The 26801-nt window shown below is 62.1% G+C and carries 29 protein-coding genes; 15 read left to right on the top strand and 14 right to left on the bottom strand.

All coding sequences use genetic code 11. From position 1 onward, the window contains the following. Window positions 1-80 precede the first annotated feature (80 nt). From msrA to BJP05_RS00810, 3 genes are read left to right on the top strand one after another with little or no spacing between them, the layout of a single operon-like run. Window positions 81-722: a peptide-methionine (S)-S-oxide reductase MsrA gene (gene msrA, locus BJP05_RS00800; RefSeq protein ID WP_070361751.1), complete on the top strand. Its 642-nt coding sequence runs from the start codon at window positions 81-83 to the stop codon at window positions 720-722. Further along, window positions 722-1450, top strand: a complete 729-nt coding sequence (locus tag BJP05_RS00805; protein WP_240492771.1) for a glycerophosphodiester phosphodiesterase family protein — start codon at window positions 722-724, stop codon at window positions 1448-1450. The genes msrA and BJP05_RS00805 overlap by 1 nt, the downstream gene beginning before the upstream one ends. 20 nt (window positions 1451-1470) lie before the next feature. Further along, window positions 1471-2376 (top strand): DUF5926 family protein, encoded by a 906-nt coding sequence (locus BJP05_RS00810; protein WP_070361752.1) that lies wholly within the window; start codon window positions 1471-1473, stop codon window positions 2374-2376. Between the two features lie 39 nt (window positions 2377-2415). Here BJP05_RS00810 and BJP05_RS00815 read toward each other — a convergent pair whose 3' ends face one another. Both BJP05_RS00815 and BJP05_RS00820 read right to left on the bottom strand, forming a co-directional pair. After that, on the bottom strand, window positions 2416-3678 hold the full coding sequence (locus BJP05_RS00815) for an LCP family protein (protein WP_070361753.1): 1263 nt from the start codon (window positions 3676-3678) through the stop codon (window positions 2416-2418). Then, window positions 3675-4370: a CPBP family intramembrane glutamic endopeptidase gene (locus BJP05_RS00820; RefSeq protein WP_070361754.1), complete on the bottom strand. Its 696-nt coding sequence runs from the start codon at window positions 4368-4370 to the stop codon at window positions 3675-3677. Before BJP05_RS00820 ends, BJP05_RS00815 begins: the two co-directional genes overlap by 4 nt. A gap of 18 nt (window positions 4371-4388) precedes the next feature. Here BJP05_RS00820 and pheA point away from each other — a divergent pair, with 18 nt between their 5' ends. Then, on the top strand, window positions 4389-5279 hold the full coding sequence (gene pheA, locus BJP05_RS00825; RefSeq protein WP_070361755.1) for a prephenate dehydratase: 891 nt from the start codon (window positions 4389-4391) through the stop codon (window positions 5277-5279). 16 nt (window positions 5280-5295) lie between these two features. Here the strand turns inward: pheA and BJP05_RS00830 are convergent, their stop codons facing one another. Genes BJP05_RS00830 through BJP05_RS00840 form a run of 3 tightly spaced genes read right to left on the bottom strand, consistent with a single transcriptional unit; the run spans window position 5296 to window position 7436 of the window. After that, window positions 5296-5643 (bottom strand): metallopeptidase family protein, encoded by a 348-nt coding sequence (locus BJP05_RS00830; RefSeq protein WP_070363411.1) that lies wholly within the window; start codon window positions 5641-5643, stop codon window positions 5296-5298. Then, a complete protein-coding gene (locus BJP05_RS00835) occupies window positions 5643-6653 on the bottom strand; it encodes a septum formation family protein (RefSeq protein ID WP_371440790.1) in 1011 nt (336 codons plus the stop codon). The genes BJP05_RS00830 and BJP05_RS00835 overlap by 1 nt, the downstream gene beginning before the upstream one ends. 9 nt (window positions 6654-6662) lie before the next feature. Beyond that, window positions 6663-7436: a GntR family transcriptional regulator gene (locus BJP05_RS00840; protein ID WP_084028644.1), complete on the bottom strand. Its 774-nt coding sequence runs from the start codon at window positions 7434-7436 to the stop codon at window positions 6663-6665. 63 nt (window positions 7437-7499) lie between these two features. Here BJP05_RS00840 and serS point away from each other — a divergent pair, with 63 nt between their 5' ends. Genes serS through glpK form a run of 4 tightly spaced genes read left to right on the top strand, consistent with a single transcriptional unit; the run spans window position 7500 to window position 11867 of the window. Continuing rightward, the gene (serS, locus tag BJP05_RS00845; RefSeq protein ID WP_070361757.1) at window positions 7500-8753 is read left to right on the top strand and encodes a serine--tRNA ligase; all 1254 of its coding nucleotides are present in this window, start codon (window positions 7500-7502) and stop codon (window positions 8751-8753) included. Beyond that, a complete protein-coding gene (locus BJP05_RS00850; protein WP_070361758.1) occupies window positions 8753-9574 on the top strand; it encodes a 1-acyl-sn-glycerol-3-phosphate acyltransferase in 822 nt (273 codons plus the stop codon). Before serS ends, BJP05_RS00850 begins: the two co-directional genes overlap by 1 nt. Before the next feature lies 1 nt (window position 9575). Further along, window positions 9576-10403: an HAD family hydrolase gene (locus BJP05_RS00855; RefSeq protein ID WP_070361759.1), complete on the top strand. Its 828-nt coding sequence runs from the start codon at window positions 9576-9578 to the stop codon at window positions 10401-10403. Window positions 10404-10406: 3 nt separating this feature from the next. Then, window positions 10407-11867 carry a glycerol kinase GlpK gene (glpK, locus tag BJP05_RS00860; RefSeq protein ID WP_070361760.1) on the top strand — a complete coding sequence of 487 codons (1461 nt, stop codon included), beginning with the start codon at window positions 10407-10409 and terminating at the stop codon, window positions 11865-11867. A 13-nt stretch (window positions 11868-11880) separates the two neighbouring features. Here glpK and BJP05_RS00865 read toward each other — a convergent pair whose 3' ends face one another. Beyond that, window positions 11881-13767, bottom strand: a complete 1887-nt coding sequence (locus BJP05_RS00865) for an N-acetylmuramoyl-L-alanine amidase (protein ID WP_070361761.1) — start codon at window positions 13765-13767, stop codon at window positions 11881-11883. 133 nt (window positions 13768-13900) lie between these two features. Between BJP05_RS00865 and glf the strand changes: the two genes are divergently transcribed. Beyond that, window positions 13901-15079 (top strand): UDP-galactopyranose mutase, encoded by a 1179-nt coding sequence (gene glf, locus BJP05_RS00870; RefSeq protein ID WP_070361762.1) that lies wholly within the window; start codon window positions 13901-13903, stop codon window positions 15077-15079. Between the two features lie 240 nt (window positions 15080-15319). Here glf and BJP05_RS11230 read toward each other — a convergent pair whose 3' ends face one another. From BJP05_RS11230 to BJP05_RS10860, 4 genes are all read right to left on the bottom strand, one after another. Further along, complete coding sequence (locus BJP05_RS11230) at window positions 15320-15457, bottom strand: hypothetical protein (protein WP_168156156.1); 138 nt, start codon at window positions 15455-15457, stop codon at window positions 15320-15322. Between the two features lie 45 nt (window positions 15458-15502). Then, window positions 15503-16657 carry a Fic family protein gene (locus BJP05_RS00875; protein WP_240492772.1) on the bottom strand — a complete coding sequence of 385 codons (1155 nt, stop codon included), beginning with the start codon at window positions 16655-16657 and terminating at the stop codon, window positions 15503-15505. Window positions 16658-17052: 395 nt separating this feature from the next. Continuing rightward, on the bottom strand, window positions 17053-17769 hold the full coding sequence (locus tag BJP05_RS00880) for a hypothetical protein (RefSeq protein WP_070361764.1): 717 nt from the start codon (window positions 17767-17769) through the stop codon (window positions 17053-17055). 134 nt (window positions 17770-17903) lie between these two features. Beyond that, entirely contained in the window at window positions 17904-18125 is a 222-nt protein-coding gene (locus tag BJP05_RS10860; RefSeq protein WP_084028527.1) for a PspC domain-containing protein, read from the bottom strand. 356 nt (window positions 18126-18481) lie between these two features. Here BJP05_RS10860 and BJP05_RS00885 point away from each other — a divergent pair, with 356 nt between their 5' ends. Genes BJP05_RS00885 through BJP05_RS00900 form a run of 4 tightly spaced genes read left to right on the top strand, consistent with a single transcriptional unit; the run spans window position 18482 to window position 22181 of the window. Further along, a complete protein-coding gene (locus BJP05_RS00885) occupies window positions 18482-19384 on the top strand; it encodes a siderophore-interacting protein (protein WP_070361765.1) in 903 nt (300 codons plus the stop codon). 57 nt (window positions 19385-19441) lie between these two features. Continuing rightward, window positions 19442-20419: an iron ABC transporter permease gene (locus BJP05_RS00890; RefSeq protein ID WP_256365706.1), complete on the top strand. Its 978-nt coding sequence runs from the start codon at window positions 19442-19444 to the stop codon at window positions 20417-20419. Beyond that, window positions 20419-21414, top strand: coding sequence for an iron chelate uptake ABC transporter family permease subunit (locus BJP05_RS00895; protein ID WP_083290998.1), 996 nt, complete (start codon window positions 20419-20421; stop codon window positions 21412-21414). Before BJP05_RS00890 ends, BJP05_RS00895 begins: the two co-directional genes overlap by 1 nt. Continuing rightward, complete coding sequence (locus BJP05_RS00900) at window positions 21411-22181, top strand: ABC transporter ATP-binding protein (RefSeq protein ID WP_070361767.1); 771 nt, start codon at window positions 21411-21413, stop codon at window positions 22179-22181. The genes BJP05_RS00895 and BJP05_RS00900 overlap by 4 nt, the downstream gene beginning before the upstream one ends. Before the next feature lie 9 nt (window positions 22182-22190). Here BJP05_RS00900 and BJP05_RS00905 read toward each other — a convergent pair whose 3' ends face one another. Beyond that, the gene (locus BJP05_RS00905) at window positions 22191-23144 is read right to left on the bottom strand and encodes an iron-siderophore ABC transporter substrate-binding protein (protein WP_240492773.1); all 954 of its coding nucleotides are present in this window, start codon (window positions 23142-23144) and stop codon (window positions 22191-22193) included. 99 nt (window positions 23145-23243) lie between these two features. Beyond that, window positions 23244-23798, bottom strand: a complete 555-nt coding sequence (locus BJP05_RS11070; RefSeq protein WP_240492774.1) for a CBS domain-containing protein — start codon at window positions 23796-23798, stop codon at window positions 23244-23246. A gap of 262 nt (window positions 23799-24060) precedes the next feature. Between BJP05_RS11070 and BJP05_RS00915 the strand changes: the two genes are divergently transcribed. Both BJP05_RS00915 and BJP05_RS00920 read left to right on the top strand, forming a co-directional pair. Further along, entirely contained in the window at window positions 24061-25281 is a 1221-nt protein-coding gene (locus tag BJP05_RS00915; protein ID WP_070361769.1) for an ATP-binding protein, read from the top strand. A 101-nt stretch (window positions 25282-25382) separates the two neighbouring features. Continuing rightward, window positions 25383-25775 (top strand): hypothetical protein, encoded by a 393-nt coding sequence (locus tag BJP05_RS00920; RefSeq protein WP_145945220.1) that lies wholly within the window; start codon window positions 25383-25385, stop codon window positions 25773-25775. On the opposite strand, the gene BJP05_RS11235 is transcribed toward BJP05_RS00920, so the two are convergent. Together BJP05_RS11235 and BJP05_RS00925 are read right to left on the bottom strand one after the other, a co-directional pair. Beyond that, entirely contained in the window at window positions 25772-25912 is a 141-nt protein-coding gene (locus BJP05_RS11235; RefSeq protein ID WP_168156157.1) for a hypothetical protein, read from the bottom strand. The two genes, BJP05_RS00920 and BJP05_RS11235, sit on opposite strands and share 4 nt — an antisense overlap. Window positions 25913-25933: 21 nt before the next feature. Next, window positions 25934-26449 carry a VanZ family protein gene (locus BJP05_RS00925; RefSeq protein ID WP_070361771.1) on the bottom strand — a complete coding sequence of 172 codons (516 nt, stop codon included), beginning with the start codon at window positions 26447-26449 and terminating at the stop codon, window positions 25934-25936. Window positions 26450-26801 lie beyond the last annotated feature (352 nt).

Genomic DNA, 26801 nt, shown 5'->3' on the forward strand with positions numbered 1-26801 from the left:
CAGTTCCTTTCGTTTGGGGTTGGTGACGTGCCCCATAATAGACAAGAATCACATTCCCGCAATGGCGTACGCTAATTTTTATGGGTTTCTTGTTTGCACCGGAGCCGAAGCTGGTTCCTGAAGATCGCACGTTGCCGGGTCGTGATGAGCCTGTGTTGGCGCAGCCACGCCCGCATGCTGTGTTGGGCACGCCGATTACTGGCCCGTGGCGCGAGGGGCAGCGCCGCTTGCTGGTGGGCATTGGGTGTTTTTGGGGTGCTGAGAAGATGTTTTGGCAGATGGAGGGGGTGGAGTCGACGTCGGTTGGGTATGGCGGGGGTTCGACGCCGAACCCGACGTACCGGGAGGTGTGCAGTGGGCAGACGAACCACGTTGAGTTGGTCGAGGTGGTCTACGACCCGGAGCGCATCTCGTTGAAGGAGTTGGTGCGCGCTGCCCTTGAGGCGCACGACCCGACGCAGGGTTTCCGCCAGGGCAATGATGTGGGTACGCAGTACCGCTCGGCGTTCTATGTGGATGGGGAGGATGAGGCGTCGATAATTGAGGGGTGGGTTGCGCACTACGGTGAGCAGCTTGTCGACGCCGGCTATGCCCCGATTACGACGGAGGTGCGATGGGGCGTCGATTATTACTTGGCGGAGGATGAGCACCAGCAGTACCTGCATAAGGTGCCGAACGGGTACTGCCCGCACCACTCGACGGGCGTGGAGTGTGGGATCTAGTGTTGCCGAAGATTGTGGCGCATCGCGGCTTTTCGGCGATGTACCCGGAGTCGACGCGCCTGGCGTTTGAGGCGGGCCTGAAGCTGCCGATCCACGGCGTGGAGTGTGACGTGCGGTTAACGCGCGACGGGCGACTGGTGGTGTTCCATGACGGATTGGTGGACCGCACTACGGACGGGATGGGGCGCGTATCCACGATGGATTTTTGCGACCTGCGCGAGCTGAACTGCGGCACGAAGGAGTGCCCGCAGCAGGTGATGCTGCTCGAGGAGCTGCTCGAGCTGCTGCAGGACTACCCGGACAAGCACCTCTATATAGAGACGAAGCACCCGACGCGCTACGGCCCCGAGGTGGACGAGGCGACGTTTCGGGCGCTGGCGTACGCGGGCATGCTGGATTCGGAACAGGTCGCGATCATTTCTTTCTCGCATAAGGCGGTGCGGTATTTCACGCGGATGGCGCCCGATTTGCTCACGTATTACCTGTTCAGGGTGCGTGAGGCGAAGTGGAACCCGAAGAGCGTGATGCTGTCGAGCCCGTACGGGATTGGGCCGGGGTTAGCGCATGTGCAGCGGCGCCCGGAGCTGATCGGGAAGCATGGGTGCCCGACGTACGTGTGGACGGTCAACGACCCGAAGGATATGCGGTGGTGTGCCGAACACGGCATCGCTGCGATTGCGACGGACCACCCGCAGCTGGCGCTGCAGACGTACGCAGGGCTGCTGTAGCGCCTGTACGATGTGTGTCTATGGCTAAAAAGAACCGTAGAAAGCAAGAGAATCTCCCAGAGGGAATGAGCCGCCGCCAGGCGAAACTCGCTGCCCGCGCCGCTGAGCGCGAGGCGCTGCAGAAGGACCCGCGCCCGTACGAGGGCCTGGCCGCCGAGGCCGAGTTGGTGGCGCTGCAGGAGTTCGTGCCGTCCGCAACCGCGCAGGTGACCGTGAAGGACACCCCGGTGCAGCTGGTGACGGTGCTGCCAGGCGCCGTTGCGGCGATGGTGCGCGAGGGCGGCGAGCGCCTGGTCGCGCTGCAGGTTGCTGCGCACTCCCAGAACCCGGGCCGCGACCTCGCGTACGCCCTGAACTGGGTGCTGAGTGCCAAGGAGGGCGAGCAGCTCCAGTCCACCGCGGCCGACGGCCAGCAGCCGGCCCTGAAGGACATCTTCCCGGTTGACGACGCCTTGGACGTCACCTCCTACGACGACTTCTCCTGGTGGTTCCCGGAGGACGCGCAGATCCCGCCGCAGATCCAGCAGGCGATGGCGGCCGCGAACGACGCCGTCATCCCGTCCGTCGAGGTCAAGTCGGACGCGCCGGGTGCAGTGTGGTGGGTCAACCCGGGCGGCGGCAAGGCGCACATCCGCTGGGTGCGCACCGAGGATAACGAGAACCAGATGCTCTCGGCGCTGGCGCGCATCGCGGCGCGCGGTGAGCTCAACCTGGGTGAAGGCACGAAGTTCGCTGGCGCGTTCCGCACCCATGGTGTTGTGGTCCCGGTGTGGGACCTGGACCCGGCGGTGGAGCCTGCGTCCTACGCGGATGCGTTGGTGGCGCTGAACAAGGCCATCGAGGCCGAGTACGCGAACGAGGCCCAGCTCAGCGCCGACGAGCGCAAGCAGCTGGACAACATCAAGTCCCGCCAGGTCACCATCTAAACAGAGGGCGACCGGGCTACACGGGGGCTATTCGGGGGCCTACCTGAGTGACGAGAAGAGCTGCTCGGCAGCGACCTCGTCCCACAGGATCACGTTGCCGACGTCCGCGTCCATAAACCCGCCCACCGGGATGGTTTCCGTGTTCAGACCCATGCTGAACGCCAGCCCGATGCGGGCCAGGTTCCATACGTGGTCCTTGCTGCCCACGGTGAACATGGCCGGGGCGGTCCACAGCAGTGGCAGCGCCCGGAAGGGGTTGAGCAGCACGCCGGGAGAGAGGATGCGGCTGGTCAGGGCGCCGAGGAACTCGCGCTGGCGCCCGACGCGGTCCAGGTCGCCCTGGGCGGTGGCGCGGGTGCGCACGTACCCAAGGCCGGTCGCGCCGTCCATCGTTTGGCAGCCGGGCTCGACGAACAGGTTGGCCAGCGGGTCCTGGATGGGCTCCGCCACGCAGATTTCTACGCCGCCGACGGCGTCGACGATGTTTGCCAACCCACCCATGCCGATTTCCGCGTAGCGGTCCACCCGCAGGCCGGATGCCTGCTCAACGGTCTGGATGAGCAGCTGCGGGCCGCCGTAGGCGAACGCCGCGTTGATCTTTTCCTGCCCGTAGCCGGGCACGGCCACATAGGAGTCGCGCGGGATGGACACCAGCGTCGCCTTCCCGAACAGCGGCAGGTGCAGCAGCATGATCGTGTCGGTGCGGGTGGTGCCCAGGTCGCCGCCGGTGCCGAGGCGCGCCGCGTCCTCCTCGCTCAGGCCCGTGCGCGAGTCGGACCCGACGAGCAGCCAGTTCGTGCCCGAGGTGTTCGCGATGCGCTCGGCGGGCAGGGCGTCGACGCGGGAGAGTCGGGCGTCGACAAGGAAGGTGAGGGCGAGCAGCACCACGAGGAGGGCGGCGAGCAGACGGCCGCAGCCACCTTTTCGACGCCCCCTCCGCCGCTGCGTGCGCTGCCGTGGGGGTCGCTGTGGCCGCTGCGTGACCTGCATCGGGACGTGCTCGCGCTCCGGGCGCTGCTGCGGCGGCCTGTGCTGCGCTGGACGTTGCTGCGCCGGGTACTGGCGCGGCCGGTATTCGCGCGGTTCGTAGTCGCGCGGGTTGTACTGTCGTGTTTCCTGCGGCTCGCGCCGCTCCGGCCGGATGGCTGGCCGTTCCTGCCAGGCAGGGGGCCGTTGCTGCTCCCGCTGCGGGCGACGCTTCCGGATGGGGCGTCCGTAGCGGTCCACGAGCGGTTGGCCGTCCCTGCCAAGCACGAAGTCTTCGAGGTTATCCCGGGGATCGTTGGAATGCGGCGTACTCATGGCAACAGTGTAGACGGCAGGAGTGGGTAGGCGAGAAAAGCGACGGCGTCGATAAGGAAGTGTGCGAGGATGAGTGGCCAGACTTTGCCGGTGCGGTGGTAGTAGTAGGCGAAGACGGCGCCCATCGCGAGGTTGCCGAAGCCCGCGGAAACCCCCTGGTAGAGGTGGTAGGAGCCGCGCAGGATCGCGGAGGCGGCGATCGTGGCGGGTACCGACCAGCGCATCTGCCGCAGCCGGGTGCAGAGGTACATCACCACCACGACTTCTTCGGCGAACCCGTTGGCGAACGCCCACAAGAGGGAAGTGGGGATCTGGACAGCCTCGGTGGTGGGGATGACTACCTTGGACCAGCCGAAGCGCACCGCCCCGATGTAGAGCGCCAGCCCCGGGATGCCGATAAGTGCCGCGAACCCGGCGCCGCGCAGCCAGTCGCGCCACTTCGGCGCAACCCACGCGGTGCCCAGCAGGTACCACGCCAGGCCACCCCACCCGATAAGCGAAAGGGCTGAGACCGCCTGGAGCGCCACGTCGAGCCAGCCGATGGAGCTCGCCTGGGAGTAGAGCGTCGTCGATTGCTCGTTGAGGGGCGCCTGCAACAGCGAGTCGACTAGACGCAGCGCGGCGCGCAGCCCGCTGGCGCCGAAGGTGACGGCCAGCACAAGGAGGACTTCGACGCGGTACCGAGTGTGCATGCAGGCTACAGTAGCCCCATGACAACGATTGCGTACCTCGGCCCGGCGGGAACGTTCACGGAGCAGGCCGTCTGGAACTTTGACCTGCCCGACCCGCAGCTTGTGCCTGTGGATTCCCCGGCGGAGGCGCTCAACGAGGTGCGCGCCGGGCGCGCGGACTACGCGGTGGTTGCGGTGGAGAACTCGGTTGACGGCGCGGTCACCGCGACGACGGACGCACTGACCGAGGCGCCCGGGGTGCAGATTTACGGTGAGACCGAGCTGGAGATCGCCTTCGCAATCATGACGCGCCCCGGTGCTTCACTTGTCGACGCCACCCGCTTCGCCACCCACCCCGTGGCCTACCAGCAGGTCAAGCGCTGGATGGCCGACCACGCCCCGAACGCGACCTTCCACCCGACGACATCGAACGGCGCCGCGGCGCAGCTCGTCGCTGAGGGGGAGGCGGACGTGGCCGCGGCCCCGGAGCGCGCGGCGGAGCTGCTCGGGCTCGAGGTGCACGCGCGCGGCGTGGCCGACTTGTCCACGGCGCGGACGCGCTTTGTGCTGGTTGGTCCGTCCGGGAAACCAACGCCGCGTACAGGCAACGATAGGACGTCGATCGTGTTCCAGACCCCGAACGAGCCTGGCACCCTGGTGGCGGCGCTGCAGGAGTTCGCGTTCCGCGGCGTGCACCTTTCCCGTATTGAGTCACGCCCAACACGCAAGGAGCCGAACACGTACTCCTTCCACGTGGACATCGTGGGGCATATCGACGACACCGCCGTGGCGGAGGCGCTGCGGGCTGTGTACCTGCGGTCCTCGCAGATTACGTATCTGGGGTCGTGGCCGTGCGCGCAGCAGGCCACGTGGCCCAGCGGCAACCCGCGCCTGGCGGAGGCCCAGGCATGGGTGGACGGGCTGCGCTAAGCAGGGATAGCTTCGGCTAACCCCAGCCGAGTTCGTGCAGCTCGTGCTCCTCGAGCCCGAAGTAGTGGCCGACCTCGTGGAGGACGGTCACCTTTACTTCGTGGCGCAGTTCTTCTTCGTCGCTGCACATCGCCTCGAGTGCGTCCTTGTACACGAATACCGCGTCCGGCAGGAACCCGCTGTGGTTTGAGTGCTGCTCAGTAAGGGGGATGCCCTCAAACAGTCCGAGTAGCATGGGTTCGTCCGGGTTGAAGTCGCGGGCCAGCACCACCATGTTCGTCATGTGGCGGGCGAACTCCTCGGGGATGGTGTCCAGGGCGTCGTTGATCATCTCCTCGAAGGCGTCCTGGCTGACCGGCTCCATCATGGTCGGGGCTGCTCCTCCCGAAGCGGGCGGCGCTCGGGACGCTCCGGTGGCGGGTTGCCGTCGATCTTGAGCACTTCGCGCCCGGCGGTCGCGGACCCGGTCAGGGTAGCGAACTGCCCCTCCGGATTCGAAAAGACCAGCGCGCAGTTCACGCTGTGCGAGCCACCCTCCCATGCGGACGGCTTCTGCGTGGTCCAGAACGGCTGCAGCGCGATCTGGTAGAGGTTTTCCTCCGCGCCCATGTACTTCTGGGCGGCGTCGGTGCATACGTCGCGAAGGTGGTTGTCCTGCTCCTCGATGCTCGGGGTGTGGTCGGGGAAAACCGGTGCGAGGTCCACCGTGCTGGTGATCTCCATCTGGTGTGGCTCGTTGCAATCCACGCTGCTCAGGCTGGAGGTGCCGTCGATGGCTACGCACTCCCCGGGATTAAAGGTGCGCGCCTGGTCCTGCTCGGACACGCGGCCCGTGGTCAGGATTGGGGTGCCGTCGCGGTCGGTTTCCTGCAGGCCGCACAGCATGGTGCGGTCACCCTCTTCCCACGCGGCCGCGGGTGGCAGGATCGGCGCGATGGAGTAGCGCCCGTTCGGGTCGAAGGCGCCGTTGAGGTAGCGCAGGGTTGCGCCTCCGCACAGCTCCTCGCGCAGCTGTGCCTGGCGGGTCTGGTTCGGCATCGGCGCAGACGGCCCGAACTCGGAGGTGGGATAGGTGGCCAGGTCCTCGCGCGCGGAGATTTCAAAGCGGTGCTCGAGTGCGCAGTCGGTTTGCTCGAAGGCGGTGATGTGGCCCTCGGCATCGGCTTCCCAGGTCAGGCAGGCGCCTTGGTCCGCCGTGGTGAACGGCGCTGGCTTGTTCTTGCTCTGTCGCTTCGGAGTGGACGTCGATACCCCAGATGCATCAGTGCCGCCTTGCGGCGCGGGTGAGGCGTTGTAGGTGTAGGAGCCGAAGCCGACCGCACCCGCGAGCAGCGCGACGAGAAAGCCGCGCAGCGCTGTTGTCCTGCTAGCCATGTGCATTTCCTATCCCTCGAGGTTGCGCAGTACCTGTGTGTGCAGACTATAACGATCCGTCCGGTACACACTGGCACAGTATTCCACACGTGTGCCATGGCTTTGCGCATAGCGCACGATTCGCAGCAGCGCGCGGTTCGCCGGCACCTCGAGTAACGGGGCGACGGTCGCGCCGGCATTCACGGCGGTCACGGTCTGCTCAGCTTTGGTGATGCCGAGGTTGTAACGCTTATCGAGTACCTCGTACACCGACGCCTGCAGGTCGTGTTCCAGCAGGTCGGGGACCAGCTCGCCGTTGTACCAGCCGTCGTCGACGGCGTAGGGTTGGGCGTCGCCAAGCCGGAGGCGACGCAGGTGGATGTGCTCTGTGTGCGGCGGGGTGCCGAAGTACTCAGCGACTTCTTGAGGCGCTGGCGCGCGCTCCGCCAGCAAAATACTTGACGACGCCACTACGCCCTGCGCCTGCATCTCCTCAGAAAAACTTGCCAGCTGCAGCTTGCTCACCAGCGGGCTCGGCGCCACGAACGTGCCCTTGCCCCGGACTCGGCGGAGTTTCCCCTGGGCGACGAGATCCCCGATCGCGCGACGCACCGTGATGCGGGAGACGTTATAGGTTTCTTCGAGGGCGCGTTCGCCGGGCAGCGGGTCTCCTGGAGACAGCTCATTGCGGCAGTACTCTTCGAGGATGATGCGCAGCTGCGCGTGTTTCGGGAGGGGGCCTTCCTGGATTTCGGTGGGGGCTGCTCGGGCGTGGACATACCCCCACCATAGCGCACTGGTTATTACCAGAGCGGGGCGGCGGCGCAGGTGGCGTATGGAGGGGCGGAACCGGGTAGAGTTGTGTGCGTGATTGATCTGAAATTTCTGCGCGAGAATGCAAACGACGTCCGAGAGTCCCAAACCGCCCGTGGCGAGGATCCCTCCCTCGTCGATCAGCTGCTAGCGGCCGACGAGCAGCGCCGCGAGGCTATCCAGGCAGCAGATGAGCTGCGTGCGGAGCAGAAGGCCTTCGGCAAGAAGATTGGCCAGGCTTCCCCGGAGGAGCGCCCGGCGCTGCTCGAGGGCTCGAACGAACTCAAGGCTAAGGTGAAGGCCGCCGAGGCCAAGCAGGCTGAGGCAGAGCAGGCCGTGCAGGACTTGCAGTACAAGATCCCGAACCCGATCCAGGGCGCACCGGCTGGCGGCGAGGAGGACTTCGTGGTCCTCGAGCACGTCGGCGAGGTCCCGACCTTCGACTTTGAGGTGAAGGACCACCTCGAGCTGGGTGAGAACCTCGGGATTATTGACATGAAGCGTGGCACCAAGGTTGGCGGCGCGCGCTTCTACTACCTGGTCGGCGACGGCGCCTGGATGCAGCTGGGCATGATGATGCTCGCCGCGCAGAAAGCCCGCGAGGCCGGCTTCAAGGTCATGATCCCGCCGGTCCTGGTCCGCCCGGACGTCATGCAGGGTACTGGTTTCCTTGACGAGCATGACGAGGAGATCTACTACCTCGAGCGCGACGACCTTTACCTGGTTGGCACCTCTGAGGTGGCGCTGGCCGGCTACCACACCGACGAAATTATTGACCTCTCGGACGGCCCGCTGCTCTATGCCGGCTGGTCCAGCTGCTTCCGCCGCGAGGCCGGCTCCTATGGCAAGGACACCCGCGGTATCCTGCGCGTCCACCAGTTCGACAAGCTGGAGATGTTCGCGTACTGCAAGCCTGAGGACGCCGAAGAGATGCACCAGAAGCTGCTCGGACTCGAGCGCGAGATGCTCGCCGCAGTCGAGGTGCCGTACCGCATTATCGACGTCGCCGCTGGTGACCTCGGCTCGTCCGCTGCACGCAAGTTCGACACCGAGGCGTGGGTGCCGTCGCAAGATACGTACCGCGAGCTGACGTCGACCTCGAACTGCACCACGTTCCAGGCGCGCCGCCTGTCCATCCGCTACCGCGACGAGAACGGCAAGACCCAGACCGCCGCCACCTTGAACGGCACGCTCGCGACGACGCGCTGGCTCGTCGCCATCCTCGAGAACAACCAGCAGGCCGACGGCTCCGTGAAGGTGCCTGAGGCGCTGCGCCCGTGGGTTGGGAAGGACGTACTGGTTCCCTAATGCGCACGATTGATGGACTGTTTGAAGTAGCAGACGGCTATACCGCCCCGCGGCCGCACAGCGGTGATATGCAGAACCGCTTCTACCAGCGGATTGTGCGCGCGGCAAAGCGCTACTTCCGGTTCGCCGGGACGAAGGCGACGGTCCACGGCCTCGAGCACGTCCCGCTGGACGGCGGGGCGATGCTGGCGATCAACCACACCGGCTACCTTGACTTCATGCTGGCGGGCATTGGCCCGTACCTGCGCGGGGAGCGCCTGGTGCGGTTCATGGCGAAGAAGGAAGTCTTCGGCATTCCGGTGCTGCGGTGGCTGCTGCGCAACATGGGGCACGTCCCTGTGGACCGCTCGGCGGGCGCCGGGGCTATCGACGCCGCCGTTGCCGCCCTGCGCGAAGGGGCGATCGTCGGCATCTTCCCGGAGGGCACGATTTCGCGCTCCTTCGAGATTGCGGACTTTAAGACGGGCGCCGTGCGCATCGCTCGCCAGGCCGGAGTGCCGCTCGTGCCCTGCGTGATCTGGGGCTCCCAGCGCCTGTGGACCAAAGACCAGCCGAAACGGCTCGGACGCTCGGGCATTCCGGTCATCATCCGCTACGGGGAACCCGTTGCTGTCGACGGCACCGTTGAAGAAGCCACGGGTAGGCTCAAGGCAGCGATGGAAGCCATGCTGGAGACCACCCGCGCCGAATACGAAACGCGCTTCGGACCCTTCGAGCCCGGCGAGCCATGGATGCCGGCCTCGCTCGGAGGGAGCGCACCGACTCTTGAAGAAGCAGCCGAAATTCGCCGAAAAGAACGCGAGGCAAAGAAAGGGAAATAACATGAACGCCCCCAGCCTGATCATCAGTGACATCGATGGCACATTCCTCAACTCCTACGGACGGGTGACACCTCGTCTGCTGGAGGTCGTCGCGCGGGCTGTGCGCGGCGGAACCAAGTTCGGGCTGGCCACCGGGCGCCCCCACCGCTGGCTGCTGCCGGTGCTCGAGCAGCTGCCGTTCGAGCCGGTCTGTGTGGCCGCCAACGGCGCCGTCATCTACGACCCAGAACACGACGAAGTGGTGAAATCCTTCGCGCTGTCCCCGGAGAGTATGCAGGAGACCGTGGAGGTCGTCGAAAAGGTGATGGGGGAAGCCGACGTGACCGTGGGCTACGGGGTGGAACGGCTGAGCCAGAGCGCGCTCGACCCGGAGGAAGAGTGCTTCCTGATCACGCCGGAGTACAACCCGGACGCCTGGGACGCCCGCTTCGGCGTCGTCCACGTCGAGGAGCTGCTGGCAGAACCTGCGGCGAAGCTGCTCGTGCGCTGCCCGGACCTGATGGCAGCAGAGATGTTCGACATGATCGCCCCCGAGATCGACCAGGACATCGCGCACGTGACCTACTCCATGGAGGAGGGGCTGCTCGAGTTCTCGCGCCCCGGCGTGACCAAGGCGGCAGGTGTTTCCTACCTGGCGGCCCAATACGGGATCGACCCGTCTCAGGTGGTGGCGTTCGGCGACATGCAAAACGATGTTGAGATGCTGGCGTGGGCCGGCATGGGCGTTGCCATGGGCAACGCGACGGACGCGGTGAAGGACGCCGCTGATATTGTGACCGCATCGAATGATGAAGACGGCGTGGCACAAGTACTGGAGCACTGGTTTTAACTCATGACGTTGCTGGCGGCTATTGATCAAGGCACAACATCAACCCGGTTCGTAGTCGCCACTACGGGCGGCAAGGTGATCGCGCAGGCGCAGTTCGAGCACCGGCAGATCCTGCCGCGCGAAGGCTGGGTCGAGCACGACCCACTCGAGATCTGGCGCAACACGCGCCGCGCCATGAGCGACGCCGTGGCCAGCGCAGATATCGACGAAGCCGCCATCGCCACTTTGGGCCTGACCAACCAGCGTGAAACCGCCGTCATCTGGGAACGCGCAACCGGCATGCCCATCTACAACGCCATCGTGTGGCAGGACACCCGCACCTCCTACGACGGCGACGCCACCGAGTTCCAGGCCACCACCGGGCTGCTGCGCAACTCGTACCCGGCCGGGCCGAAGTGGGCCTGGATCCTCGACCACGTCGACGGCGCCCGCGAGCGTGCTGCCCGTGGCGAGCTGCTCGCAGGCACCATGGATACCTGGCTGATCTGGAACCTCACCGGCGGCCAGCGCGACCCTGACAACGCACTGCACGTCACCGACGTCACGAACGCCAGCCGCACCCTCCTGATGGACCTGGAAACCCTCCAGTGGGACCCCGACCTGTGCGAAGCCATCGGCGTGCCGCCCGAAATCCTGCCGGAGATCCGCCCGTCCGTCGGCGACTTCGGCCAGGTCCGCAACCGGGGTCCGCTGGCCAACGTGCCCATTTGCGGCGTGCTCGGCGACCAGCAGTCGGCGCTCTTCGGCCAAGGCGGCCTCGAAGAGGGTGCTGCGAAGATGACCTACGGCACCGGCCTGTTCATGCTGCTCAACACCGGCACCACGCCCACCTTCAGCGAGACCGGCATGCTCAGCACCGTTGCCTACCAGTGCGCCGGGCAGCCCGCCGTCTACGCCCTGGAGGGCTCCGTCGCGGTGGGCGGATCGCTCATCCAGTGGCTTCGCGACCAGCTCGGGATCCTGCGCACCGCCGCCGAATCCGAGAAACTCGCCAGCGAGGTCCAGGACAGCGGCGGTGTCGTCATCGTGCCTGCGTTCTCCGGGCTGTTCGCGCCGCGCTGGCGCCCGGACGCCCGCGGCGTCATCACCGGTCTGAACCGCTTCGTGGACCGCCGCCACATCGCGCGCGCCGCCCTCGAAGCAACATGCCTACAGACCCGCGAGGTCGTCGAAGCGATGGGCGTCGAACTGCGCGAGCTGCGCGTCGACGGCGGCATGACCTCCAACGACCTCCTCATGCAGATGCAGGCCGACATCCTGGGCACCCGCGTCGTGCGCCCCGGCAACATCGAAACCACCGTCATGGGCGCGGCCTCGGCGGCGGGGATGGGCGCCGGGCTTCTCGACGCTCCACTTTCCCTCGGCACGCCCACAACCTGGGAAGATACGGCAAACGCGGCGACTCGCGAAGTGCTTGTCGCCGCGTGGGAAGATGCGGTACGCCGTTCCTATAACCTTGCCTAGCCGCTAGCCGTTGCTAGTGCACGCCAATGTTGATGGTGTTGGTGTGCTGGTTGTACGTGATGTCGCCGCCTTGGAAGTCGACGCGGAAGAGGCCGTCGCCAATCGGGTGCTCGGAGTTGACCGGCAGGCCGAGCGGGCCGGCGTCGAGACCCTGCTGGAGCCAGGCGTTCGCAATCTTCGTGAACATCGTGAACGCTTCGCCCTTCGCGTTGCGCACGGCGATGCCGTTCTGGAAGAAGCCGAAGTCGTTGCCGCCCACGCCGCCGACGCCACCGATGACGGCGCCGAGCGTCGGCTCGAACTGCTTCCACACCGCAGCCAGGTCGTTCTGGCCAGCGAACTTCAGCATCGGCTCGATGTACGGGGCGATCTGCTGCAGCGTCAGCCCCGGAGCGATCTCCACACCTGCGAGGTTCTGGATGCCTCCCGGCAGCAGGTCGTTCGCCTTCGCGTACAGGAAGATCAGGCCAGCCAAGGTGCCGACGGCCGCTGCGATCGCCACCGCGTCACCCGAGGCAATACCCGACAGGGAGATGTTGTCGGAGGAGCCCGAGTTGGTCACCTGGGTCGTGGTGCCGTCAGGGTTCGTGACGGTGTCCGATTCCTTCTTACCGGAGCCCAGCGCGTCGAGCAGGTCGCCGACCGTGGTGTCGGTGACCGGTCCCGTGTAGTCGCCAGGAGGGGTGAACTCGGAGGAGTTCTTCAGCGCGCGGTACTTCGTGTTCGCGATGGTGCGCACCGTGCCCATCTGGTTGTACAAGTTCTGACCTGGGCACTCGTTGTAGTGGAAGTCCCGGTGCGCGTTGATGTTCGGGAACATCCCGCCCTGGCCGGCGCGGTACTTGCTGCCCTTGAAATCGAAGTCAGCGTAGTGGTAGCTCGAACCCATCGGGTCGAACCCGGAGACAGCAGCCTTCCAGCCGATGATGTCGCCCAGCGCCTGCAGCGACGCCTGCGTCGGCACCGCAGTCTGGTAGTTGCCCAGCACGGACACGCCCCAGGTGTTCTGGTTGAAGCCACCCACGTGCGCGCCCTGGACCGCGCGGTCGAGCCCGCCGTACCGGCCCTCGTAGATGTTGCCGTACTTATCGACCATGGCGTTGTAGCCCACATCGCCCCAGCCCAGGGTGTAGGTGTGGTAGTTCCAGATGCCGCGGACGATGCCCGGCGCCTGCGCCTCGGTGTAGTTGTTGGAACCAGCGGTGTGGTGGACCGTCGCAGCCGTGACCGGCGCGGTGTACGTCGGGTTGCTGTTCTTGCCAGCACCCCACTGCGCGCGCGTGATCACCTTCGGCATCCCGTAGGTGTAGGAGTCGACGACTGGCTTGATGTTGCCGTTGACGGTGCCGGTGCCGCCGTCGATAAACACGGCCTGGATGTCGGTGGCCGTATTCGGTGCAGTGGAGTCCTTGCGGCCGTTCTCCAGGAGATCGACGTTGCCCGTGGAGACCTGAACACGCTTCGTCGGCTCCACGAAGATCGGCTCGGTGCCAAACGTGTCGGTGCCGGGTGCTGCATCGAGCGGATCCATCTCGAACCACTCCGTCCAGCTGCCGTCGGCACGCTGGGCACGCACGTAGGCGACGATGTCGCGGTCGCCCTTCCACGTCAGGCCAAACAGCGTGAACTCGCGGTCGCGGGTGAACTCCTTGACCACACGACGCTCCTCGGTCTCCTCACCCTGGGTGCGCACCGCTGCGTCATCCACGGTGATATTCGCACCCTTGGCGAAGGACTCGCTGGCGTTATAGACGTCCATCTGCGCCGGTGCCGCTGACTGGACCTGGACAATGTGGTTGCCGCCGAACGCTCCGGCGACAACGAGGGCCACGGACATCACCGCAGCCATCAGAGGGCGCATCCTGGAGGATTGCCCATTCAGGCGCTTCCGCTGTTGCACGTTTTAACTCCTGTGGCTATAGGGATAAAGGTTACTCCAGTGAAGTGTAGTGCAAGTTAAAGTCTCAAGTGATTCTTGAGGCTTGGCGTGTCGTGCGGAGGGGCGTCGAAAAGAAATGTGACAAAATGGCCGTATGACTTACGACCTCATTGTTGTTGGATCCGGATTCTTCGGCCTCACCGTGGCAGAGCAAGCCGCCAGCGAGCTGGGTAAGCGGGTGCTCGTGGTGGAGAAGCGCAACCACATCGGCGGCAACGCCTACTCCGAAAAGGAGCCGGAAACCGGCATTGAGGTGCACAAGTACGGTGCGCACCTGTTCCACACCTCCAACGAGCGCGTGTGGGAGTACGTCAACCGCTTCACCTCCTTTACCGACTACCAGCACCGCGTCTTCGCGATGCACGACGGCACCGCCTACCAGTTCCCAATGGGTCTGGGCCTGATCAACCAGTTCTTTGGCAAGTACTACTCGCCGGACGAGGCCCGCAAGCTGATCGAGGAGCAGCGCGAGGGCCGCGATCCCGCCGAGGCTACGAACCTCGAAGAGCGTGGCATCGCGCTGATCGGCAAGCCGCTGTACGAGGCATTCGTGAAGCACTACACCGCCAAGCAGTGGCAGACCGACCCGACCGAACTGCCGCCGGAAATCATCTCCCGCCTGCCAGTTCGCTACACCTTCAACAACCGCTACTTCAACGACAAATACGAAGGCCTGCCCGTCGACGGCTACGCCGCCTGGCTCGAGAACATGGCCGATCACGAACTTATCGACGTCCGCCTCGACACCGACTGGTTCGACATCCGCGACGAGTTCACCGGCATCCCAGTGGTCTACACCGGGCCGCTCGACCGCTACTTCGACTACGCCGAAGGCCACCTCGGTTGGCGCACCCTCGACTTCGAACAGGAAGTACTGGACACAGGCGACTTCCAGGGTACCTCGGTGATGAACTACAACGACGCCGACGTCCCCTACACCCGCATCCACGAGTTCCGCCACTTCCATCCAGAGCGCACCGAGTACCCAACGGACAAGACGGTGATCGTGAAGGAGTACTCCCGCTTCGCCACCGACGACGACGAGGTGTACTACCCAATCAACACCCCTGAAGACCGCGCCAAGCTGCTGAAATACCGCGAACTCGCCGCCGAGGAATCCCGCAAGAACGGCGTCCTATTCGGTGGTCGCCTGGGTACCTACCAGTACCTGGACATGCACATGGCCATCGGCGCTGCCCTGTCCCTGTTCGACAACCACCTGCGCCCCCACTTCGAGGACGGCGAGCCGCTGGACCAGAAGCGCGGGCACTAGGGGTTCGCTTGGGGTTTCGGCGGGGTCTTGAGGGGTGAGTGCCAAAGGACGCACCCGTTTATATCTAGAACATTTCTTACCTGCTAGTTTGAATGTCTAGGGTAATTCGGGTTGTGTCTATTGGCACTCTTTCTCTTGTACGCGCACCAAATTCCCGCGTCGACTTCGCGCGACCTGGGGAAACGTCTCGGCGCCCAACCGAAATTCGGGGATTTGGTGCGCGCAGCTCTTGGCCCTACGCTACGGCTTCTTCCTATCGGTGATGCGTACCAGGCAGCCAGCGGCTGCGCCCACCAGCGCGGCCCACAGAATATTCGGCACAGGTCCTGCCACGATCAGTGCGATGCGTGCCAGCGCCGCCGTTGCCATCAAGGCCAACCAAGTGATTCTCGCCGAAGGTATCGCGGCGCTGGGCTCTGCGTCTCAAGTGCGTCGCCTCCGCTCGGCGAACTCATCGAGCAAATCCAACACGTCGGGGGCTCGCCAGGCGCGGGTGCGTCTGTCCAGCTGTGCTCCGGTAACGATGCCGACCTGCGCGAGTGCTTCGAGCGCATTTCCTGCTGAGGTCTGCGTCGCTCCTAATTCCTCTACCACAATCCGCGTGGTGATTACCGGCCGCTGCAACAACAACGGGAGCACTCTCCATACAAGGGCATCGGAGCGTGCGGCCAACTGTTGCTTCCACTCATCCAGCAGCGTATTCAGTTCATCTGCGATCCACGTGCCGTACTCGACGGCTTCGAGCGCACTTGCTGCGAAAAGGTTGACGATTTGGTCGGCGTCACCTTGCCGGTATGCGTCCAGTGCAGCAAAGTAGTCATCAATATGGGATAGCAAACCTGCAGAGATTGGCACCGACCCATTGACACTGATGCCGTGGGTTTTCAGCAACACATGAACGAGGGCTCTCCCTGTCCTCCCGTTTCCGTCCGCGAAGGGGTGGATGGTTTCCAACTGAGCGTGTGTAATCGCGGCCTGCGCCAACGCTGGGATGTCGCGGCGCGACATGAACCTCTCCAGATCCGCCAACAGCTCCGGTACATGATCGTGGTGCGGCGGAACGAACAATGCACCGCCCGGGTGGTGGTTGTCCGGTCCACCGATCCACACCGGCTGCTCGCGCAGTCGACCTGCGATCCTCGGTGCAGCGTCCTGCAGAAGCACACTGTGCATCGCCAACAACGTTTCAGTTGTTGCTGTATCAACTGCAATCACCCGTTGCATCTGTCGAACATTCGCCACGATCAGCTTTGCATTGGCCGACCCCGAACCAGAAAGTTCCGCTTCAAATATCTTGCGAGACGAGGAGGTAAGTTGTTCAATTCTACTCGATGCGACGGCTTCACCGCGCAGCAAAAGTGGGATAAAAGGAATGAGGTCTGTGGCGTGTGTGGCGTCGAAACGCGTCACCGCGATGGTTGCTCGATCCGCGGCTGCAAGCGTTTCAGGGCGTAGCTGCAATTCCTCGTCAGCGATGCGCGGGACTATGGCGCTCTCGTATTTTCGCGGCGTACGTAGCTGCGCCCGACGCGATATATTCTCGGTTGCAGCCTGCCACGGCAAAGTCTCATAAGTCACACTCGGCCACACCATACGTCATAAGTTAGCATGCAAAGTTGTGATGTCGTACCCAACCTATAAACTTAGACATCTATCCTTTGCTATTTGAAGCAACATCAAAGGATAGGTGGAAAGCGCACCTGCTCCCAATGATTGCCTCACCATCTGTACCGAATGGGTGAACAATTGCCAGCCTGGGCATGATGGCAGTGTCTAGAGCATCTGTCAGGGCGAAGTGGCATGGGCGCTCGGTTGAGGGCTTTGTGCTGTCGGTGGGGATGGACCTCCAAAATGACGAGTGAAACCATTTCAAAGTGCCGAACGTGCTGGTAGAAGACTATGAGCGGGTAGTGCTATCGATCTGATCGGTGCAGATCCGCCGGAAGGCACAAGCCACGCTTACACGTTTTTCCTCAGCAGCTGCGCGGGGATTCGCTGCGCGATGCTTGCTTCAGTAGATGTTCGCGGGTGCCTGCGCGGATAATCTCGAGAATGCAAGCAACCTTGACGGCAAGCTGCACCTCGTGGAGCATGTATGCCTCGACCGGGAGTACGGAATAAAACATTTGCGCAGCTTGAATAATGACCACAGCGCCAACCAGGTACTTCCAATTCATCTCATAAAACGCGAGCGTGGCCAGGGTGCAGACGGTGCCTACCAAGATTCCCTCCGGGGACGGCCACGCATGGGCAGTGAGTAGCCGCCCCGCAGTAAGAATGAGAAAAGCGGCCGTGATCGCGCCGGGCATCGATAGCCTGCTCGTGTCTTGACGAAGTACTAACACGGGATTGGCCTGCTCTATGTGGGAAATGATGAGGACGTAGATTCCTGCGAGCAGTAACCCTGCCGGAAGCGGAATCCAAACGTGTATAAACGATTCTGGGCTGGGGGCCAGGACCATGGGCACAATGATTGCGATGAGACCTAGCAGGCCGACTGCGCTGGAGATAACAGCAAACTTCCGAGGTAGCGGCCGCAAGAGCAGTGCCACTATTCCAAACACCAACGCGGAAAATGGCCCGAAGGTGCTGATGATGCTTCCTATCAGTGATTCAGGCTCCGATGCTGTATCCGGAACTTCGAGGAAGTAGTCGAGAAGGATGGCTAGTAACGGAAGGAAATGAAACATGTGGAAACACCTAGCGGCATGTAGCTACTAATAGGTATGCCATAAATGTACGGGACTGCACCTGTACGTGTAGGACGTTGCCGATAGATTCGGTGGCGCGCGGTACCTGGCACGCCACCTCGTCTCTTGGCTGGTCAGCTTGCAGGTTGCTCAGTTTCCGGCGGCTCAGGGTTATCGTCGAGCGGATACAACAACCACTGGAGGATATAGGTGGCAATGGCGGGCAAGCTAAATAGTTGCGCTACTGCGTACCACCAACGGATTGTTTCTGGGCTGCGACCGTAGCGTTCTGCGAGCCCCGCACAGACTCCTGCAATGACGCGTCCGCGTGATGTCCTGTAGTAAGGCCTGCGCATGTTATTCCCTTCAGACGAAATGGCGGGTCGAAATCACTGTGTCAGAGCTTAATGGATGGGTGCCGACGACGATATGAACAACGAGCGCGCTCACTCCTGGTGACAGGGAAGCTCAGGGCCGCTTGCGTCGGACAAGCACCAAACCGGTTCCGATCAGTGCGTCCTACCCATCGCTAAAGAGAATGTATCCGCCTTTTACTTCGCCGGGTCGACGAACGTCGATACGAGGTAGCGGTTGATGATGCCCCTGCTGTCACCTGCTTTGAAGGTGGCTAGCCGACTCCAGCTACGCGGGCGCTAGGGGACTGCGCGCTTCACACTTTCTATAGGTTAGGCAAGCCTATATAATTTACGGGGTGAGTTTTAGGTCTTTTCTTGCAACCGTCGTCCGGAGTGAACGTATTGCGCCGAGTTTCCAGCGGGTGACGTTCACCGGGATCGACGCCATGGGGCCCGCCGTTCCGATCAGAGATTTGCGTATCAAGCTGCTGATCCCGCCTGCCAGCGGTCTGTTCGAGCTTCCCGAAGAGGGGTGGTGGGACACATGGCGTGCGATGCCGGAGCACACGCGCGGACACCTGCGTACCTATTCCATTCGGGAGTTCCGGCGAAGTGCTGACAGCCCTGACGAAGTGGATGTGGATTTTGTTTTGCACAGCGATAGTCCCGGTCCCGCCTCGGCGTGGGCACAAGACGCTCACCCTGGACAGCAGCTGCTGATTATTGGACCAACCCGCGACGATGATTCCGGTGTTGGTATTGAATTTAACCCCGGATCTGCTGGGATTGCCCGTCTTTACGGCGATGAAACCGCGTTGCCTGCAATGGCTCGTATCCTGGAGGATTGGCCCGAGGGGCTCGCTGGTTCGGTTGATATCGAGGTGCCCGCCGGCAATCACCTGCCCATCGACTCCCCTTCACAGGTTGATGTCCGGTGGCATTTTCGTGCAGAGGGGGACTTCGACTATGGAGGCTTGCTTCTTGCGCAGCTGAAACAGGAAGTTGGATCCCGTTGTGCCTCCGCTTCGTTGGAAAATGGAGAACCTGGTCTTGTGGATGAAGCCCAGCTCGATGAAGTCTGGGAGACACCCACGTATTCCAGCAGTGGAGAATTGATAGGTCCCACGTCGGATACTGCAGGGCACACCTATTACTGGATCGCAGGGAAGAACACGGCTGTGACGGCGATGCGGCGGCTCCTGGTGAAAGAGGCGGGTGTGCCTCGCCACCACGTGTCGTTTATGGGGTATTGGCGATAACGGGGTTACAAAGTGGATAAACGTGTAGGGCTTGTCGCTTTCCTTGCGGCTTCCACCGTGTGCGCGGCATTAGTGTCTCTTCTGTTCGGGGCGCGTGAAATGGGTTTCGGGGCAACGTTGGGCGCGGTTCGCGACGGAATTGTGTTGGCATTCTCGGGAGGAGCCGAAAGGCTTGAGGCCTCCAGCGACGAGGCGAAGATCATTGCACAGCTTCGGGTTCCGCGCACCCTGCTCGGCCTGTTGGTGGGGGCAGCCTTGGGCACAGCGGGGGCGTTGCTGCAGGGACACACCCGAAACCCGCTCGCAGACACAAACTTGCTGGGTGTAGGCCCTGGTGCGGCGCTTGCGGTGGCTGCAGCCATTTCCTTTCATGGCTCAATGACGGTGTTGGACACTGTTGGGGTGGGATTCCTTGGCGCAATACTTGCGGTGGCGCTCGTGTTCACACTCAGTATGAGGAGCCTGGGATCGAGCCCGATCATGGTTGTGCTCGGTGGTTCTGCGCTGGGCGCGGTTTGTAGTGCGCTCACCAGCGGCATCGTGCTGACCAATACACAAAGCCTCAACGAGATGCGGTTTTGGACGGCGGGCGCTATCGCTGGGCGTGACATGCAGGTGGTCACGGTGCTTGCCCCGGTGATTCTCCTCGGACTAGTGGGGGCCTTCGCCATGGCAAACAGGGTGAACCTCCTGAACTTGGGAGACGATGTGGCAAGCGCACTTGGCGTGAGCGTCCCCCTCTCGCGGGCCGTGGGCATCGTCCTGGTTGCATTGCTCACGGGTGCCGCGGTGGCTGGGGCGGGCCCAATCGGGTTCGTCGGTCTGGTTGTTCCACACCTTGTGCGCGCCTTCACGGGGCCCGATTACCGCTGGGTACTACCGTGTTCCGCGTTGGCTGGGGCCACGTTGCTTTTGCTTGCCGACGTTATCGGCCGCGTCATCGCCAGGCCCGGCGAATTGCAGGTGGGCATCACGCTCGCCTTCGTTGGTGCCCCATTTGCCCTGTACCTCTTGCGCAAAGGGGCGAAACTGTGATGCGGGTTTTCGTGACGAATGGTGTCCTTGCGGTGTTGGCTTTCGCCGCGGCCCTTGGCGGCGTTATAGTCGGGGACTTCGGGCTTACGGTGCGGGATGTCGCTTCTGCGCTCATGGGCCAATCCACAGAATTGGCTCGTACGGTGATTGTTCAGTGGCGTCTGCCGCGGGTGGTAACTGCTTTGGGAGTAGGAGCTGCGCTTGGTTTTGCGGGGGCGATCTTCCAGACCATCACGAGGAATCCATTGGCGAGCCCAGACATCTTGGGCGTCACTTCGGGTGCCTCCGCTTTCGCATTGACTGCGTTACTTGCTGGTGGAAGCTCCGGAATGCTGCTGCATCTTCTGGGGGTCCCGCTCAGTGCGTTCCTCGGTGGATTAGCAGTGTCTGCGGCAATCTGGTGGCTGAGCCGTGGCGCGGGTCTCGGGTCTTTCCAGCTTGTCTTCGCCGGGATCATTATCAATGCACTGGCGATGGCATATACCTCGTTCCTGCTCGTTCGCGCCGACTATCGTGACGTGGGCAAGGCGCAGGCGTGGGTGACCGGCTCGGTGGGTTCTGCTAGCTGGCGCGATGCACTCGCCGTACTTATTGCGCTGGCAGTCGTCGTTCCGTTCTTGCGGTGGGCAGCCTTCAATCTGCAGGCGCTCTCGCTCGGGGAGGATACGGCTGCTGGCCTCGGGGTGGAGCCCCGGCATATGCAACTCATCCTCATGCTCATGGCTGTAGTGCTGGCATCGGTGGCCGTCGCGGCGTCTGGTCCGATAGCTTTTGTGGCGTTTGTTGCGCCACAGATTGGACGCAAGATCACACAAGCAGCAACGCCACCTTTAGGAACAGCGATGCTCGCTGGCGCGGCGATTGTGTCTGGCGCAGACTTAGCAGTGCGCACCCTGGTGCCGGGGAACTTGCCGGTGGGCATAGCTACAACTGCGATTGGTGGCGCAGCACTGCTCTACACACTGCTACGCGCAACACGAAAGGTGTCCGTATGATGCTTCAGGTTCGAAATCTCAAGGTGAGTTATGGGGCTTCCGTCATCGTTGACGGCATTGATCTCGACGTGCCCCAAGGCGGTGTCACCACAATCATCGGCCCCAACGGTTGCGGCAAGTCAACGCTGTTGCGAGCTACAGCAGGGCTTATTGCGCGCGATGGCGGCACGGTAATGCTGAACGGCGTAGACACGTCGAAAATGAAGCGCCGAGAGATTGCGCGTCAGCTAGCAGTATTGCCACAGACGCCTGTCGCCCCCGAGGGACTGACGGTTCGTGACTTGGTCAGCCGCGGACGCCACCCGCATCAGTCTTGGCTACGACAGGCTTCTGCTGAGGATGCGCGTGCGGTTGATGCGGTGATGGAACTGACCAATATTGCAGAGTTTGCAGATCGTCCACTCGAACGGCTTTCTGGCGGACAGCGCCAGCGTGCCTGGATCGCGATGGTCTTGGCGCAGGACACTCCGCTCGTGTTTTTGGACGAGCCGACGACATACCTCGACCTGTCTCACTCCGTCGAGGTCTTGTCGCTCGTACGTCGACTCGCTGATCAAGAGGGGCGAACCGTGCTCATGGTGTTGCATGATTTGAACCTCGCAGCACGCTACTCGGATCAACTTATCGTGATGCAGCGTGGCGAGGTTCGTGCGGTCGGTGCGCCTGCCGAGGTGGTCACGGAGACTTTGCTGAACAGCGTTTTTGATCTGCCTGCTGTCGTGGCAACCGACCCGGTAAATGGGGGCCCACTGGTTGTCCCCCGGTAAGCACCACTTCTAGAGCGACTTTTTGATTTGCTCGATTGCGTACGGGATGGTGAGGGGGTTCGGCATGCTCATTGCATTGGCGGTATCGGTGTCTAGCCAGTAGACCCCGCCACGCTTGTTGACATCAAGGTCCATGAATTTCTCGTCGTTCTTCAGCGCATCGATTGCGCCGTAGTAGTCCAGCACGAAGAGGTAGTCCACGTCGTTGAAGTCGACGTAGTTTTCAGGCGACCAGTCGAGGAAGAAGCTGGAGCCATCGCCGTTGAACTTCTCTGGGATCTTGAAACCAAGCTTTTCAATGAAGGAGCCGCGGCCGTCGCCCGAGGTGTATACGCCAAACTTTCCGTCGTAAGGCATGCCGATTACCGCTGTTTTGCCTTGCAACTCAGGGTGAGCTTCGCGGAAATCTTGGAAAGCCTGCTCGGAATCGGCGATGAGTTTTTCGCCTTCGGCTTCCTTATTCAACGCCTTGGAGATTTCCTTAATCTGCTCATCCCACGGCACTTGCCAATCTTCGTATGCATCCGAGTGGAAGGTAGTTGGCGCAATTTGCTCGAGCAGCGCCTTCTTGTCAGCTTCGAGACCACTGTTCACCGCAATGATCTTTGTCGGGTTGAGCGAGGCAACTCTTTCGGCAGTGTCGGTGCTGAACTCGGTGGTCGTATCCCGGATCGGGTTTGGGTCGACTGTGAGTTTGTCCTTGGCCCATGGTCCAAGTCCGGAAGGGTCTCCCGAACCTTCCTGTTGCCAGGTGGCGTAACCGACCGGTTGTTCACCGAGCGCAAGGACCGTATCGACGTCGCCGAGACCCATTGTCACAATGCGCTCCTCTGACCCGTTGGCATTGGAGGTTTCGGGAGCGGTTGTCGAATCGCTTGATCCGGTGGAGCAGCTGGCAAGCATGAGCGCCGCAGTGAACGTGGCTGCGATCCCCTTCAGGGCGCGAGGGGTAAAGAGTGTCAAGGTTGCACCTTTCGTAGGTGGTTAAAGAATTTCGCGTTAGGTCTCCCTGACCCAACGTGACCACTCTAAGGTATGCCTTGCCTAATGGGCAATCCTTGTCTAGGCGCTCGGGACCGGGTCGACGAACGTCGATACGAGGTAGCGGTTGATGTCGGAGCGGTTGATGATGCCCACGACGGTGCCGTCATCCGCCACAACCAGCGCCTTCTTTAGGTGTTTATCGGCGAGGACGGAGGAGATGTGCCCGAGGTCGTTGTTGACGTTGACCGTGATGACGGACTTGGTCGCGATGGAGACGATTGGCCGGTCGAGGACTACGGCGACGTCGGTACCGAACTCCGTCGAGTCGTTGTGCGCGAGCAGCGCATACGGTGTGGTGAGCGCCTGGACGGAGTCGCCGATGACGTCGAGCACGTCGCCGTCGGAGACGAAACCCGCGGTGGGCGTCATGACGGCCGCGCCCAGCATGTATGCCGTGGCGAGCCACTGGACAGTCGAGACGCCAATGTTGAAGTCGGCCATGATGTTGGTGAAGCCGACGTTGAGGAACGTTTCATTAAACGTAGCGATAAACGCAGCAAGCGCCGCCGCAAACATAATGGACAGCGGCCGATTTTCTGCAGCCTGAGCTGCCGAGGATGGAGACGTAGCCATGAAGCCTCTCTCAGTCGAGCGGATAGGAATGGCTTCGGTGGCGTTAGCAGATTTACGCGCGGCTATCCCGGCAGCGGGGCCGCACAACGTGTCTCGTATTCCAGGCGGGGGCAAGGCTGTAGCAGATTTTCGGTTTTGGTAGGAGTGGATTTCAAAGTGGCGAGTAAAACCATTCCAAACTGCCGAGTAAAAGTATTTCAAAATGACGAGTGAAACCATTTCAAAGTGTGGAATAGGCAGTTCATGGCTATGATTTATCCTCATGGTGGATTCGTATATTGCCCGCATTGCGGACGCTCAATTAGAGGCAGCGCTTCGGCGGCAAGGTGGGGTGCTCATCCAGGGACCAAAAGGCTGCGGGAAAACAGAGACGGCAAGCCGACAAGCGGGAAGCATTTTGAATGTTGAAACCGATCCCAGCGTCCCACTGGCGATGGCTACCGATCCGCGATGGCTGCTCGATGGGGAGGCACCTCGCCTTGTCGACGAGTGGCAACTGCATCCTCGCCTGTGGGATTTTGCACGACACGAAATTGATCGGCGCAAAGCGAAAGGGCAGTTCATTTTCACAGGCTCGACAGCGCCTGGGGTGAACGCGACTCGCCACTCCGGGGCAGGTAGATTTGCGCGATTGACGATGTCGACCATGACGCTATTTGAATCCGGCGAATCGGATGGCTCGGTGTCTTTGCGGGATGTCGTTGCTGGTAAGTCTCCTGCTTTTGCAACTCCGCCACTCGCATTTGCGGATTTAGCGAATCGGATGTGTCGTGGTGGCCTGCCCTACAATATGGATCTTTCTTTGGAAGATGCCATTCAAAACGTCCGCGACTACATGCAAACAGTCGCGGACGTAGACATTCACACGGTTGGGGATGTGACTCGTGACTCGGAACGGGTTCGTAGAGTTTTGCGCTCTATTGCAAGAGCCGTGGGGACAGAGCTTGGCCTACAGACGATTGCAACCGACGTCGAAGTGAGTCGCGATACGGCGCGTGACTACCTTGACGCGCTTTCTCGGATTTTCGTCTCCGTGGATCAACCAGCCTGGTCGACTCACCTGAGGACAAAAGCAACGTTGCGAAAGTCTCCCAAGCGTCACCTCGCTGACCCTTCGTTCGCCATGGCTGTCCTTGAGCGAGGCCCACATCATCTGATGCAGGATGCCCGCTATTTTGGGCAACTGTTTGAGTCGCTCGTTGTGCACGAATTACGCGCTTTGACTGGCAAGACGGTGTACCACGCAAGGCTGAATACAAAGCTCGAAGTGGATGCTGTAGTCAGCTTTGACGATGTTGATTTACTCGTCGAAGTGAAGCTTGGCTATACGCCAGAGATTCTTGACCACGCCGCAGATACGCTTAAACGGTTTGCGGATCAGCTTGAACAGGAAACAGTTTTGCTCATCGTGACCTCAGGGGGTCCGGTCCACAGGCGTGCGGACGGTGTGATTGTTGCGCCGATTGGGGCGTTGGGTCCGTAGCGGAGGGATTGACGTGCTGTTCGCGTATGGCGGCCACTGAAAAAGTTGGGCGGGGAACTTTTTCAAAAGGGCAGGACGGCAAACCTCTGTACCATGTTCACATGGAACCTCGAAGCATTCTCCGGACCTACGCGACGGCGATGGTTGTGTGCCTCGCGCTGGCGATCGGTACGCAGATCCTGCTCGGTAGCTCCGTGGAATTCATGACTATGACCTTGGTGTGCGGCATCGTGGAGGCAACGACGGCGCTGCTTGCGCTGGGCGGCGCGGTTTGGTTCACGCAAGCTGCGTGGGGGCGCGGCTACAGAAGGGCAGTTGTGACGGCGTGGGTAGCCACGGTGTGCCTGGTGGTCGGGTGGGGGTCGATGGCGGTGGCGCGGTGGGAAGAGTATCGGGCGGAGATGTCCCTGCCGATCATCAACCTCTTTATGTTCCTCATTCCCATCGGCCTGGTGGTGTTGTTGAGCGCGGTCCAGCTGGTGCGGAGGCGCTAGCGCTGCGCACCTTTAATAAGGAACACCACGCCCACGATCGCGCAGGCGGCCGCGATGATGGCGCCTGTCGAGCCTGAGATGAACATGACAGCAAACGCTGAGAGCAAAATTCCTGCCCCGCCAATCAAGAAATCCATAGGTTGCAAGGCTAGTGCATGTCAGTAGACTTCGGTGACCTTGGAGGGGTCGCCGAGTCGCTCGCCGGCGAGTACGAGGCCGAGGAAGCACAGTGGCACGACGTAGCCGAGCATGATCCAGAAGGTGTGCAGCCGCGGGCCGCATGCGCGGGCGATGCCGACGCCCACCAGGGTGCCCACGGTGTTCATGAGGAGGTCGTCGATATCTGAGTAGCCGAGCGAGAAGATGTATTGTCCCGTTTCGACGGCCAGGCTCAGCCCGAACCCGAATAGGATGGCCCAGCGGGCGTCGCGGAAGGCAACGTATGCGAGCACGCCGATGGGGATGAAGAAGGCGATGTTGCCGCCGTAGCCGAAGATGGGCGCGAACCAGGATTGGGCGTCGTGAAGCTCGGCGAGGGGTTGCAGCGAGAGGCCGCGGCGGCGTTGGTTGGCTGGATCCCAGAGGTAGCCGATGCGGAAGAACGCTTTACACATTGTTAACGCAATGACGACGCAGCAGTAGGCGGCGAGGGCTCCGAGAGCTTTGCGGTTCATGGTTGCAACCTAGCACAGTTTCACACCAGTCACAGGGGTAACAGTGGGGGCGTCGAAAAGTCACCCTGAACTGCCCAAACATAAAAGCGAGATAGTGGGTGGAAATAAATGCTTGACTTTCACCCACTAATTCTTTAAAGTAAACAGCAAGTTAACAAACGGGCAACAAAGTAAAAGTAAATGAAAACCGAAGGGAGAGTGTCATGAAGTTCCTCAAATACTTGCTCACGTACGATACGCGCACGATCCTTGAGGCGATCGACCGCGCATCGAACTAACAACTAACACAGAGCGAACGCGAACTGGCGGGCACCGACGAGGGGGTTGGTGCCCGCCAGATTTTTCATGTGCA

It is taken from the genome of Corynebacterium sp. NML98-0116, assembly GCF_001767255.1.
GTDB lineage: Bacteria > Actinomycetota > Actinomycetes > Mycobacteriales > Mycobacteriaceae > Corynebacterium > Corynebacterium pseudogenitalium.